The organism is Blautia sp. Marseille-P2398 (assembly GCF_964240315.1).
In the GTDB taxonomy this organism is placed as follows: Bacteria; Bacillota; Clostridia; order Lachnospirales; family Lachnospiraceae; genus Blautia_A; species Blautia_A wexlerae.
In genome coordinates, this window is record NZ_CAXSTD010000004.1 from 109,446 (window position 1) to 123,552 (window position 14,107).

The following is a 14,107-nucleotide window of genomic DNA, read 5'->3' on the forward strand; positions in this document are numbered from 1 at the left end:
TAAACAAAAAGGAAAACTGATAATGAGAAAGAAAGAAATTTCTATGATTATTCTTGCTGGCGGTGCCAGCAGCCGCATGGGACGGGACAAATCAGATCTGACGATAGATGGGAAGACATTTCTTGAGATGCAGATAGAAAAGGGGGAAAAGCTTGGAATCAGTGATATTCTTCTGTCTGGCTATCATGGTGAAAATAAATATAAATATCCCATTATACCAGACCGCTTCCCGGGAAAAGGTCCGTTGGGAGGGCTGGAAGCCTGTTTTCGTAAAGCAAAGAATCCATATTGCTTGGTACTTGGTGTAGATGTTCCTCTGGTTCCGGCAGAGGAACTGGCTGCACTGATTCGCCAATCTCTGCATTCAGATGCAAAAGCAGTGATACTGAGCCACGGCGGGCATGAGGAACCTCTTATGGGAGTATACTGTACAGACCTGGCAGATGCCATGCTTGAAGAAATCACCCTGCGCAAAGGCGCGGTATTTGCTTTTCTGCGGAAAAATGGATACGAATGCTACGAAAGCCAGGCTGCGGCCTGGTATTTTTCCAATATCAATGATTCGGAAACATATAAAGAAATAGCGGGAAATCATTTTAGATTCAATTGGAAAACTGTGATGAGAGTCGACAGAAACGTTTGATTGCTTATTACAGGAATAGCTGACAAAATGAACTGTTGATGTATTTTCAACATTAAAGAATAAGGGTGGTGATTATGGCTGAGTATAAGAATTGGTATTTGGCTGGAGAATCGGGAATGAAGGATGAGAGAAAAAAATTAAAATTAATTATATTACAATGCATAGCTGTGATAACTGCAAATTTTATTACAATCTGGTATTTCGAAGAACTTTTTTTCAGGGGATTTTGGTATGTTATTTTTGCATCATTTATTTTAACTTTTATATATATCATACGGAGTTTTTGCTGTTTGAGAAAGATTCGTGTATTTTGGTTTGCGGCAATACCAGTTTTTCTATTTGGAATATATCTGGCATTTTTGTTTAATGATGGAATAAAAAAATTAAACTTTCAGGTATATAAGGAAAAAAGGACTGAAATTGTTCAGATGGTACAGAATAACCAGATAAAAATAAGGAAAGATATGGAATTAATCGAACTACCAGAAGATTATAAAAAATGTTCTTCAGGTGGAGAAGTTGTAGTCCGGAAAAATAATGGCAGTTATACAGTGGGATTCTGGTATACACAAGGCTTTTTGGACAGTGGATTTTCTTTATTTGCCTATAGTAATGATGACAGTCGGACAGATGTGATTCAGATGGTAAAAGAATATGGAGGAATAGAATATGAAATTAATCTGTCTGAGAAAGAAAAGGGCTGGTATTATGTTACGGCAAAAGTCGGTGAGTAATTGAGAAAATGAAAGTGAAATATGTCTGGCGGTTCAAATTAGAATTAAGGAGAACAGAAATATGGATATACAAATACTAAATATTGCTGAACTGTTACTATTTGTTTTCATGATTTGTACTTGTATAAGGATATACAGACAAAAGAAACAAAAAGGAAAAATATCGTTAAAAACGTTAATTATGTTTTTGATAAACCTTATATTCTATGCTATGGTAACTGGAACTAATTATCAGCGAACTCACCCGGGAGAGAGTAAATTTCAGGCAGGGATTACATATAATAATGTACGTATATTTATTTATAGTATTGTCTTTTGTTTAGGCCTGGCAATCATGAAGAAAATGAAAAAGCTTGCGTCAAAGTGGATTATAACATGGGCGATATTATGTACGGTATTTCTAATTGTAATGTCGTTTTGCGAAATAGAAAATGCATATGTGAGTTTTTCAACAGCAGATCAGGCAGAAAAGTATTATGGAATTGAAAAAAATAAAATAGATGAAATATATGGTGAAGATTCCATAGAGGTATTATATCTTGAAGATAGACAAATGAATAGTAAAATAATTTATAAAGAAGAAGGAGGGTGGAAATGTACATCACATTCTGAGATAAAATGTCTTTATAATAGGGCTGATTTTAAGAAAGATAATACAATTGTTGTGCGAGAATGTACGATAACCGGAGAACTGTATATCAGTGTTATTTGTGGAAAGAAAGATAATAAAGATTTCCAGATATCAGATACACAAAATACAATTTTTACAAAAAAAGAATTTGTAAATAAAAATGGAGAACAGATAAGTTATAATGGCTATCTTGGAAAAGAAAAACCAAAAAATTATGTGATTCACTTAGATGGCGAAGAGATATCTATAGACTGGAACGAAAGTGATATTATGATTGTTTGACAGGAACAAAGTTAAAGATGAATAAAGTTGATTATGAAGAGAACGGTTGGCATTCCCCCACCGACCGTTTTTTTTGTACCCATTTTTAAGAAAAAAGAGGTGAAAAACTATGAAATACAGAATAATTACATTAATTGGTCTTGCCGGAAGTACTCTGGCAGTGTGTTTTGGAGGTTGGGATAAATTCCTGCAGACATTGCTTTTGTTTATGGCAATCGACTGGTTTACAGGGGGAATCCTTCTTCCGGCAGTATTTGGAAAAAGTCCGAAATCTGAAAATGGTGCACTGGAAAGCAGAGCAGGCTAGAAAGGGTTGTGCAGAAAAGGCATGACATTGTTGTATGTTCTCATTGCTGCCCGTCTGGATACATTGATGGGGACAGAATATCTGAGAGATGCGGTATGCATTGGATTTATTGCAAATGAAGGTCTTTCTATCATAGAGAATGCGGGACTGATGGGTCTGCCTCTTCCGGAAAGTATTTGTCAGGCAATTGATGTACTGAAACGGCATTCACAAAATACGATAGAAAAACAGACTTAGAAAAGATATATGATTTCAGCAGAAAGGAGCAGGTTATGAATATAAATCAGCAGTATATATCAGAAAGAAACAGTTATTCGGGACAAATACCAAGATATATTGTGATCCACAATACAGACAATTACAGCACAGGTGCAGATGCCAGGGCTCATGCAATGGCACAGTATCACGGAAATTTTGATGGATATTCAGCTCATGTGTATGTGGATGATAAATCAGCATATCAGGCAATGCCATATAGCAGAGGCGCATGGCATGTAGGGGTGAATTATGGAGGAAGATTATTTGGAACAGTGAATAACCGTAATTCTGTAGGAATTGAAATGTGTGTGCAGGCCGGTTTTGATTATGATAAGGCATTTGCAAATACAGCAGAGGTGTGCAGACGGCTTATGTCGGAATTGAATATTCCGGCAGACAGAGTAGTACAGCACTATGATGTATGCGCCAAAAACTGTCCTTCTGCTATCCGTGCAAAAAATGACTGGAACCGTTTTAAAAATCTGATTCAGGAAAAGGAAGAAGAGAATTCGCCTTCAGGTGGGAAGAAAATAACACTGACAGAAGAACTGAGAGTCATCCTTCCTGAATTATCCAGGGGATGTACGGGTACAGCTGTAAAGATGCTGCAGGTATTTTTACAGGTGCAGACAGATGGTATTTTCGGAACAGAAACAGAAAATGCGCTTCGTACATTTCAGAAAAATACGAATCAGTTAGCTGATGGAATTTGTGGCAAAAACAGCTGGACGGCAATTGCTGTACATATGAGAGAGAATACGTATGCAGGTTATTAATATTTGACAGAGTTTAATAAAATTCATTTTGTAAAGACAGTTGCTGTATAGCTTGACTGTGCCATATCTATTCGGAGAATCAAAAATGATCATATATAGTAAAAGAGTATTTGCGGTCAACTATAATTATGTTCAGGATTGACCATATATAATAAAAGAGTGATTGAGGTCAACAATAAACATAATTAGTGATGACCGTATATAATAAAAGAGCGATTGAGGTCAACGATAAACATAATTAGTGATGACCGTATATAATAAAAGAGTGATTGAGGTCAACAATAAACGTGATTAGTGATGACCGTATATAATAAAAGAGCGATTGAGGTCAACAATAAACGTGATTAATGATGACCGTATATAATAAAAGAGCAATTGCAGTCAACAATAAACATGTTCAGGATTGACCTCATATAATAAAAGTACAATCGCAGGTCAATTAAAATTTTGATTATAGTTGACCTGAAATGAAAATCAAAAAATAAAGTCAATACAAATAGTATTTTGGGTATCTTTCGTTCATGGTAATATTTCCTGAGATATGTCTTGCGCATTGATTGCTGCAAAAAATAAATTACTTTTCGCTAAGATGTAGAAAAGCCCATTTTTCTGTGATAAGATGATAAGGATTCGATAAACAATGACTGTTTTACGAACAGACAGAAAGCATGCATCAAACTGCATGACAGAAGAGAACGGAGTTGAAAAGGTGAAAAAAAGAAAAAATTTTTTCAGAAGTCTGCGTTTTCGTATTCTGATCATCCTGATCATTCTGGGAATCGTGCCGGGGGTTATTGTAACATATACGATGCTTCATAACTATCAGAACCGGGCGGTTGCAATGCTTACAGAGACAGTGGGTGATCAGTGCGATATTTTATGTAATCTGATCATCAGGGAGAATTATCTCAATGATACAGATTCAGAGGTTGTAAACAGCAAGCTGGAACTGTTTTCCAATGTGTATAACGGACGTATCCTGCTGGCTGACAGAGATTTTAAGATAGTAAGTGATACCTTCCACACAGAGGAGGGAAAGACGCTTCTCAGTTCACTGGCTGTAGCCTGTCTGAAAGGAGAAGAGACAAGCAATTATGACGCCAGAAGTAAAGTACTGGAGCTTGCAGTTCCTGTACAGAGTCCGGATGTGCAGCAGCTTCAGGGCGTGATGCTGGTAAGTGTTTCGGCTGTTGATATTGCAGAAACACTGGCAGAGATGGAACAGAGAGGCGTGATGCTGATCGGAAGTATTGTTGTTCTTTCAGTATTTCTGGCATGGCTGCTCTCTACAATACTTGTAAAACCACTTGCAAGAGTGACGAAGGCCATTGAAGACCTGACAGATGGCATGCTGGATGAAGAAATCAGTGTTCCTGACTATACGGAGACAGAGCTGATCACAGATGCATTCAACAAGATGGTCAACCGCATGAAAATTCTTGATGAATCCAGGCAGGAGTTTGTATCCAATGTGTCCCATGAACTGAAGACACCCCTGACTTCCATGAAGGTTCTGGCAGATTCTCTGGTTGGACAGCAGGGCGTCCCGGAGGAACTGTATCAGGAGTTTATGAGTGATATTACTGCTGAGATCGACAGAGAGAATAAGATCATTACAGATCTGCTCTCGCTGGTAAAGATGGATAAGAAAGCAGCAGATGTAAACATCACCCATATGGATATCAATCAGCTTCTGGAGGATATCCTCAAGCGCTTGCGTCCCATTGCAGACAGGCGCAATATCGATCTGATCCTGGATTGCTTCCGACCTGTGGATGCAGATGTGGATGAGGTGAAGTTTACTCTTGCTGTCAGCAATCTGGTGGAGAATGGCATTAAATATAATGTGGATGATGGATGGGTGCGCGTGTCACTGGATGCAGACCATAAATATTTCTATATAACAGTGGCGGATTCCGGTATGGGAATCCCTGAGGACAGTATAGAAAGAATCTTTGAGCGTTTCTATCGTGTGGACAAGTCCCATTCCAAGGAAATCGGGGGAACCGGTCTGGGACTGGCGATCACCAAGAGTTCTGTTGCAATGCACCATGGAACGATCAAAGTATTCAGTAAAGAAGGAGAGGGAACTACATTCTCTGTGCGTATTCCTCTGTCTTATATACCGTCATAGGAGGTGCCATTGTGAAAAAGAAACTTTCAATCATTATAACAGCGTTAATACTAAGCATCCTTGCGACCGGGTGTTCTGTGGAGATACATGAAGATCCGGGTAAACAGGATGCCAAATATTATCTGTACGATATCAGCTCTGATGAAACTCAGCTTCAGAAGAAAAGCTACTCTCCGGAGGAGACAACTGCAGACTATATGCTTAAGGATATGATGCAGCGGATGAACAGCCAGCAGACAGATTCGCAGAACCGGGTCAGTCTGCTTCCTGAAGGAGTACAGATGAATTACAGTGTAGAAGAGGACGTGCTGGTGGTCAACTTTAACAGTCAGTACAGCAGCATGAGCCGCGCCAGGGAATTACTTGTGCGGACAGGTGTTGTGAAGACTTTCCTTCAGGTTCCGGGGATCAATTCTGTGCGTTTTACAATAGAAAATGAAGATCTGACAGATTCCAGGGGACAGGCTGTGGGAAATATGACTGCAGATACCTTTGCCGAGTTCACAGGAACTGAACCGGATGCCTATTGCAGCAATACCTTTACGCTTTATTTTACTGATAAGAGTGGTCAGAAGCTGGTAAAAGAACAGCGTACTGTGCGGTATAAACGCAGTATCCCCAAAGAGAGGATCGTTCTGGAACAGTTAATGAAGGGACCGCTGGAAAAAGGGCATTACCCCACAATTCCGGAGAATACGGAGGTTCTGAATGTGACCATAGCAGACAGGATCTGCTATGTGGCATTTGACGGAGTATTTTCTTCCTATGCGCTGGATGTATCGGAGAAAATACCGGTATATTCTGTGGTAAATTCGCTGCTGGATGCGCTGGATGCAGACAAAGTGCAGATTACGGTCGGCGGGAAGGACAGGCTGGATACCTTTGGTAAGAAGATGGAGCTGTATCATTTTTATGAAAGAAATGATAAGCTGGTAGTCAAGGAAAAAGAGTGATATTCATAAACGAAGAGGAGGCACAAAAGTGAGGAGACGCCCTGTGTGTATCCTGTGCATGCTTCTGGTTGTTTTTCTGTGTGTGACAGACTGGCTGGGATTTTCCCTGATAAGGGGGAATCCACTGCCACAGTCTGTGCAGACATGGATCAGAAAGCATCCGGAATCCACCATCTGCGGGGAGGTGGTCAGGTGCCGGGAGAATGAAGATTTTCAATCTGTATATCTTAGAAATACTTATCTTATTTACAATTCTGAAAAAGTTTCCATTGATAATATAAAGGTTTATTTAAAACAAAAAAAGAATCATAGCGGTAACAGTGATGTTGATAAACTTCTGGCAGGAAGTCTTGTTCTGGTGTCCGGAAAACTGGAAGAGGTGCAAAGCCCCACGAATCCGGGAGAGTTTGACAGTAAAGCATACTATGGCTGCCAGAGGATCTATTATGTGATGAAGAAAGGAAAGATAAAGAAGCAGTCGCAGAGTCATTCTGTATATGGGCAGTTCCTGATCGATATGCAGCAGAAATTTGCAGGTATTCTGGAGAAGACCTGTGGAATGGAAGCTGGAGCGTTTGAAGCAATCGTGCTGGGAGATAAAACAAATCTGGATCCGGAGTTGAAAATGCGTTATCAGATGGCAGGAATTATACATATCCTGGCGATTTCGGGGCTCCATATCAGTCTTCTTGGAATGGGACTGTATAATCTGCTGAAAAAAATCGGTCTGGGTATCTGGCCGGCAGGCCTGCTGGCGCTGGTGATCATGCTTCAGTATGGGATGATGACCGGAGGGACTGTTTCAACCATGCGGGCAGTATGTATGTTTTTACTTTCTGTAGGTGCAAAGATCGCAGGACGGATTTATGATATGCCTACAGGAATGGCGGCTGCGGCGATCCTGATCCTTATGGAAAATCCGGCGTATCTGCTTGATGGAGGTTTTCTGCTGTCTTTTGGATCGGTGATTGGGATTGGCTGTGTCTGGCCATTAGTGCAGGAGGGGATGGATGTATTAAACCGGAAAAAACGAAGTAAGGTTAATGAGAAGGGAAAAATCAGAAATAAACTTCTGATGTCATTTCTGGCATCCGGAGTTGTGCAGCTTACCACACTTCCCATAGTGCTGTGGCTTTACGGAGAAGTGTCGATGCTGGGGATTTTTCTGAATCTGCTGGTGCTTCCTACTGTGGGGATTGTACTGGGAAGCGGAACTGCCGGTGCATTACTTGGATTAGTCACTGTCAGAGGAGCGTTTCTGGCTGTTGTTCCGGGCAGGATTATTCTGAGAGGATATGAGTTCCTGACAGTGCTGTTGGGGCGACTTTCGTTTTGTACATGGATCGGCGGAAAGCCGGAAGTGTGGCAGATCGTTGGATATTATCTGGTTCTGGCAACAGCGGTGTGGATGTACAGAGCGGGTGTGAAGAAAAGTGAAAATGGTAAGATCTTTGCGTGGAAAATCCGGGCTGTATATGCAGGTATGGTATGCTTTGCAATTCTGCTGATCAGTTACAGACCGTATGAAGATTTCCGTATCGCCTGTCTGGATGTGGGACAGGGAGACGGAATTGTGGTGGAAATAGAAAACAGATGGAATATCCTGATCGACGGGGGCAGTACGAATAAGAATGAACTGGGAAAATATCAGCTGCTCCCATACTTGAAGAGCAGAGGGATTTCCAGACTGGACGGAATTTATGTTTCTCACACAGATGAAGATCATATCAGCGGGGTGCGGGAACTTCTGGAATTTGTTGAGAAAGATCTGACTTCTCTGCGCATAGAGAATCTGATCCTGCCCAAATGGAGCGATATTCAGGAGAATAAAAATTATCGGGAGCTGACAGAGCTGGCAGAGTCAGCGGGAGTCCGGGTGCTTACTATGAAAGCAGGAGATGAGATCAGATATGGAACTGTCAGACTGAAGGTTCTGTGGCCGGAGTCCACAGCATCAGGGAAGGAAGTAAATGAAGATGCGATGGTTCTGGAAATGATAAGCAAAGATTTCAAAGGGCTTTTTACCGGAGATATCGGAATGGTGACAGAAGAAAAACTGATACAGAATGGGTGTCTTGAAGATGTGGACTTCCTGAAAACTGCTCATCACGGTTCCAGATATTCTACAGGAGCAGAGTTTCTGGAAATCGTCAGACCGGAACTGGCTGTTGTTTCCTGTTCTGCAACAAACACATACGGGCATCCGTCGCCGGATACGCTGGAACGGCTGAAGAAGAGTGGAAGCAGAGTGCTGATCACCAGAGACTGTGGGGCGGTTACAATAGTCAATGGAAAATCTGTTTCTGCCTTTAACCGAATCAAGTAAGCCCCCTGTGGAGATGTGAAAAGCAATAAGCAGTAGGATTTTCAAAGTGGTTACGTTCACAGTAACTCAAAGCAAACAATGTTGTCATAATTATATACAGGTGTCTTGACACCTATATATCCGGGGAGTATAATTGCACAGACAAACGAAAATCAGGCATGATGTGAGGAAAGAAAGATGAAAGAACATTATGATGTCATTATTGTGGGAACAGGGGCAGCCGGACTGTACTGTGCGCTGAACCTTCCGGAGAAAATGAAAATCCTGCTTATCACCAAGCAGGAGGCAGACCAGTCAGATTCATTCCTGGCACAGGGCGGAATCTGTATGCTGCGCGGCGAAGATGACTATGAAAATTATTTTGAAGATACCATGCGGGCAGGACATTATGAGAATAATAAACGGGCAGTAGATCTGATGATCCGCAGCTCCAATGATATTATCAGAGATCTTCTGCGTTATCATGTGGATTTTGCAAGGGATGGTCTGGGAAATCTGGCATTTACCAGAGAGGGAGCACATTCCCAGCCAAGAATTCTTTTTCATGAGGATATTACAGGAAAAGAAATCACACAGACTCTCTTAACTGCTGCAAAAATAAAAGAAAATATTGAAATTTGTGAATATATGACTATGGTAGACCTGATCTCCAAAGACAATACAGTCTGCGGAATCATTGCAATGGACCGGAATGACCAGGCATTTCCTGTTTATTCTCAGTATGTGGTTCTTGCCTGCGGCGGAATCGGCGGGCTTTTTAAAAACTCTACCAACTTTTCGCATATTGCGGGAGATGGTGTGGGAATTGCAATGAAGCACCATGTGGAAATGGAAAATCTGGACTATATCCAGATTCATCCGACAACTCTCTATTCAAAGAAACCCGGACGGCGTTTCCTGGTTTCAGAATCAGTCAGAGGAGAAGGTGCTCTTCTGTATGATAAGAACGGACAGCGTTTTACAAACGAATTACAGCCGAGAGATCTGCTGAGCCAGAAGATTTTTGCCCAGATGGAAAAGGATGGAACAGAGTTTGTATGGGAAGATATGCGCCCTCTGGGAGAGAAAACAATTCTGGAACATTTTCCTCATATTTATGAACAATGCGTGGAAGAAGGTTTTGATCCGAGAAAAGAGCCAATCCCGGTTGTTCCGGCACAGCATTATTTTATGGGTGGGATCAAGGTAAATCTGGGAAGCAAAACTTCCATGAAGGGACTTTATGCGTGTGGAGAGACAAGTTGTAATGGTGTTCATGGAAGAAACCGTCTGGCAAGTAATTCTCTTTTGGAATCTCTGGTCTTTGCAAGAAAGGCTGCAGATGATATGATATTTGGACAGACACCGGAATATGTGCGGGCAGATGCAATTGATATGAATATGTATGAAAGCAGAGAAGAACTGCTTAATGCCTGCCACGAAACCGTATTAAAAGAAATTGAAAGGATGAAAAAGAGTCATGAATAGTATTACAATGAAAATGCAGGCAGACAAGCTGATCCGTATGGCGCTTCAGGAGGACATTACCAGTGAGGATGTTTCCACGAATGCAGTGATGCGAAGCGCAGTAAAAGGAACCGTAGATTTGATCGCAAAGGAAGACGGAATCATTGCCGGACTGGATGTATATGCGAGAGTATTCCAGATCCTGGATGAGAAAACAGAGATCAGTTTCAACTTTAAAGACGGTGATGCAGTAAAGAAGGGCGATCTTCTTGGAACAGTAACAGGAGATATCCGGGTGCTTCTTTCCGGAGAGAGAGTTGCCCTGAATTATCTCCAGAGAATGAGTGGTATCGCTACTTATACAAAACAGGTTTCAAAGCTTCTGGAAGGAAGTAAGGTAACACTTCTGGACACCAGAAAGACAACTCCGAACTGCCGTGTTTTTGAAAAATATGCTGTACGCATAGGCGGCGGATGCAACCACAGATATAATCTTTCTGACGGCGTACTGCTTAAGGATAATCATATCGGAGCAGCCGGAAGCGTAGCGAAAGCAGTAGCCATGGCAAAAGAATATGCACCATTTGTCCGTAAGATCGAGATTGAAGTAGAGACTATGGAACAGGTAAAAGAAGCAGTAGAAGCAGGAGCAGATATTATTATGCTTGACAATATGACACCGGAAATGATGAAAGAAGCAGTAGAGCTTATCGCAGGCCGGGCACAGACAGAATGCTCCGGAAATATCACAAAGGAAAATATCGCCAAAATCCTGGAAACAGGTGTGGATTTTGTTTCCAGCGGTGCACTGACACATTCTGCTCCAATCCTTGACATTTCCATGAAGAATCTTCATGCAATATAATAACATGGCAGCGAAGCTGTTTTGCAGCGGATAATTTGCTATAGGATTATATCGTGGAGAAAGGATGGGAAAGTATGAATACTGCTCAGAGAAGAACTGAAATTTTAAAGCTCCTTCAGCAGGAAGAAAAACCTGTGGCTGCCAGGGCGATGGCATCACAGTTCGGAGTAAGCAGACAGGTGATCGTGCAGGATATGGCTGTGATACGTGCATCTACACCGGGAATCCTGTCAACGACCAGAGGATATGTGTTGCAGCATGATAAAGATATTGCATGCACCAGGGAATTTAAAGTACGCCATGGGCAGGAGCATGCAGCGGAGGAACTGAATCTGATCGTGGACTGTGGCGGGCGGGTGAAAAATATCAGCATCAGCCACAGGGTTTATGGCCGTGTCACTGCAGAAATGGATATTCGTTCCAGACAGGATGTGAATGAATTTGTCCAGGCGATCAACAACAGCCATTCCAGTGTATTAAGCAGTGCTACTTCCGGGTATCACTATCATCTGATAGAAGCATCCAGCCAGGAAAGGCTGGATCTGATCGGAGAACAGCTGAAGAAAGCAGGTTTCCTTGCGCCACTTCAGCCCTGGGAAAAGGAAAAACATCATAACATATAAGTAAGAAAGGATTCAGAAGATGACAATAGCAGAAATTCAGCAGGAAATCCTGCGAATGAAAAAAGAACAGGATATCTGTATTCTTGCACACGCATATCAGGGTCAGGAGATTCTGGAAGTAGCAGACTATACAGGAGATTCCTATGGCCTGAGTGTACAGGCGTCCAAAAGAGACTGCAGCGGTGTGATCATGTGCGGCGTTCGTTTTATGGCAGAAACCTGCAAGATTTTAAGCCCGAAGAAGAGAGTATGGCTTGCTAATCCTGTAGCCGGATGTCCCATGGCAGAGCAGTTGGATCTGGAAGGTCTGCGTGAATTAAAAGCACAGTATCCGGATTATGCAGTTGTCGCCTATATTAATACAACTTCAGAACTGAAAACAGAATGTGACGTATGTGTTACGTCCTCATCAGCAGTTGAAATCTGCAAAAAGCTGGAGCAGGATAAGATTTTATTTATTCCGGATCCGAACCTGGGACACTACGTGGCAGAGAAGCTCCCGGAGAAAACTTTTGCATTTTATAAGGGCGGATGTCCGAGACATATCGTGGTCAGCGCAAAAGATGTAGAAAAAGCCCGCGCAGCACATCCGGATGCACTTTTCCTGGTACACCCGGAATGCCGTCAGGAAGTAGCAGAGCAAGCTGATTATGTAGGATCCACTACAGGAATCATGGAATTTGCAAAGAAATCTGAACATAAAGAATTTATCATCGGAACAGAAAACAGCATTGTAGAGCATCTTCAGTTTGAATGTCCTGATAAGAAATTTTACCCGGTTGCAGTACAGCTTACATGCATGAATATGAAGGTTACCACCTTAATGGACATCTACAACTGCCTGAAAGGACAGGGCGGGGAAGAAATCTTCCTTCCGGAAAATATCATGGAAGGCGCCGGAAGATGCATTCACAGAATGGTGGAGCTGGGCGGCTGAATAATAATCTGAAATTTTCTGCTGGCTATTATGTCATGGAATTGATACAATAAAAGTAACGTTACTGAGAACAGTAACAAAGTAACTGCTCTGCAGTCTGATATCTTGGTATCTGTGAATAGAACAACAGATTGCTGAACAGTTACAGACAAAACAGCCTCAGGAGTAGAAAATTGAAAAACATACAGGCAGACATTAAATCAGGAAATTTTAAACAGGTGTATCTTCTCTATGGAGAGGAAGCATATCTGAAACAACAGTATAAACAGAATCTGGTAAAGGCACTGAATCCGGATGGTGATACTATGAACTTCAATCACTATGAAGGCAAGGGGATTGATGTAAAACAGTTGATCGACCTCTGTGAAACCATGCCATTTTTCGCAGAGCGCAGAGTTGTTTTGCTGGAAGATACAGGTTTTTTCAAAAATAAGTGTGAGGAACTGGCAGATTATATGAAAGAGCTGCCGGACTATCTGTATCTGGTTTTTGCAGAAACGGAAGTAGACAAGAGAAACCGCATGTACAAAGCAGTAAAAGCCTGCGGAAGTATTGCGGAATTTATCAGACAGGATGAAAAAACTCTGATGCGCTGGGCAGCAGGGATCCTGGGGAAAGCCGGGAAAAAGATCACCCAGAGAGATATGGAACTTCTGCTGACCAAAACAGGAACTGATATGGGGAATCTCAGGATGGAGATGGAGAAGCTTATCAGTTATACAGAAGGCAGGGATGTGGTGACTGCAGAGGATATTGAAGAAATCTGCACCACCCAGACAACCAACAGAATTTTTGATATGGTGCGTGCAGTAACAGAGAAAAATCAGAAGCGTGCACTGGAACTTTATTATGATCTGCTGACATTGAAAGAGCCACCGATGAGGATCCTGTTTCTTCTTGCGAAGCAGTATCGCCAGCTGCTGTTGGCAAAACAGTTTGCGGCAGCAGGACTTGCGCAGACAGAAATAGCTTCGAAACTGGGAGTTCCCGGATTTGTTGTGAGAAACATTACAACATGTGCCAGAGCCTATACTATATCAGAACTGGAACAGGCAGTAAAAGATTTTGTGGATGCAGAAGAATCAGTAAAAACAGGACGACTGGAAGATAAGCTGAGCGTAGAATTACTGATCATTAAGTACAGCAGTAAAGTAAAATAAGAAAAACGGTAACTGCCGGATATTCTGGCAGT

Annotated in this window: 12 protein-coding genes and 1 pseudogene; all 13 read left to right on the plus strand. The window is 41.8% G+C overall.

Annotation, left to right across the window (positions count from 1 at the left end; genetic code table 11):
* The first annotated feature begins 22 nt into the window (after positions 1-22).
* The gene (locus ACESZG_RS06315) at positions 23-643 is read left to right on the plus strand and encodes a molybdenum cofactor guanylyltransferase (protein WP_195284391.1); all 621 of its coding nucleotides are present in this window, start codon (positions 23-25) and stop codon (positions 641-643) included.
* Between the two features lie 74 nt (positions 644-717).
* Positions 718-1,377 (plus strand): hypothetical protein, encoded by a 660-nt coding sequence (locus tag ACESZG_RS06320; protein WP_373217781.1) that lies wholly within the window; start codon positions 718-720, stop codon positions 1,375-1,377.
* Between the two features lie 61 nt (positions 1,378-1,438).
* Positions 1,439-2,290 (plus strand): hypothetical protein, encoded by an 852-nt coding sequence (locus ACESZG_RS06325; RefSeq protein WP_373217783.1) that lies wholly within the window; start codon positions 1,439-1,441, stop codon positions 2,288-2,290.
* 109 nt (positions 2,291-2,399) lie between these two features.
* A pseudogene (locus tag ACESZG_RS06330) lies at positions 2,400-2,834 on the plus strand (holin family protein).
* Between the two features lie 35 nt (positions 2,835-2,869).
* Positions 2,870-3,631, plus strand: a complete 762-nt coding sequence (locus tag ACESZG_RS06335) for an N-acetylmuramoyl-L-alanine amidase (RefSeq protein WP_368255548.1) — start codon at positions 2,870-2,872, stop codon at positions 3,629-3,631.
* A gap of 682 nt (positions 3,632-4,313) precedes the next feature.
* Positions 4,314-5,765, plus strand: coding sequence for a cell wall metabolism sensor histidine kinase WalK (locus ACESZG_RS06340; protein WP_025578528.1), 1,452 nt, complete (start codon positions 4,314-4,316; stop codon positions 5,763-5,765).
* Positions 5,766-5,776: 11 nt separating this feature from the next.
* Positions 5,777-6,718, plus strand: coding sequence for a GerMN domain-containing protein (locus ACESZG_RS06345; protein ID WP_118338559.1), 942 nt, complete (start codon positions 5,777-5,779; stop codon positions 6,716-6,718).
* Positions 6,719-6,746: 28 nt separating this feature from the next.
* Entirely contained in the window at positions 6,747-9,044 is a 2,298-nt protein-coding gene (locus ACESZG_RS06350; protein ID WP_118338558.1) for a DNA internalization-related competence protein ComEC/Rec2, read from the plus strand.
* 177 nt (positions 9,045-9,221) lie between these two features.
* Positions 9,222-10,511 carry an L-aspartate oxidase gene (locus tag ACESZG_RS06355; RefSeq protein ID WP_025578522.1) on the plus strand — a complete coding sequence of 430 codons (1,290 nt, stop codon included), beginning with the start codon at positions 9,222-9,224 and terminating at the stop codon, positions 10,509-10,511.
* Entirely contained in the window at positions 10,504-11,355 is an 852-nt protein-coding gene (nadC, locus tag ACESZG_RS06360; RefSeq protein ID WP_055053023.1) for a carboxylating nicotinate-nucleotide diphosphorylase, read from the plus strand. Before ACESZG_RS06355 ends, nadC begins: the two co-directional genes overlap by 8 nt.
* Positions 11,356-11,408: 53 nt before the next feature.
* Positions 11,409-11,978, plus strand: coding sequence for a transcription repressor NadR (locus ACESZG_RS06365; protein WP_227194289.1), 570 nt, complete (start codon positions 11,409-11,411; stop codon positions 11,976-11,978).
* Between the two features lie 19 nt (positions 11,979-11,997).
* Positions 11,998-12,915 carry a quinolinate synthase NadA gene (gene nadA, locus ACESZG_RS06370; protein ID WP_055053021.1) on the plus strand — a complete coding sequence of 306 codons (918 nt, stop codon included), beginning with the start codon at positions 11,998-12,000 and terminating at the stop codon, positions 12,913-12,915.
* Between the two features lie 173 nt (positions 12,916-13,088).
* Positions 13,089-14,075 carry a DNA polymerase III subunit delta gene (holA, locus tag ACESZG_RS06375; RefSeq protein ID WP_008706160.1) on the plus strand — a complete coding sequence of 329 codons (987 nt, stop codon included), beginning with the start codon at positions 13,089-13,091 and terminating at the stop codon, positions 14,073-14,075.
* Positions 14,076-14,107: the final 32 nt, after the last annotated feature.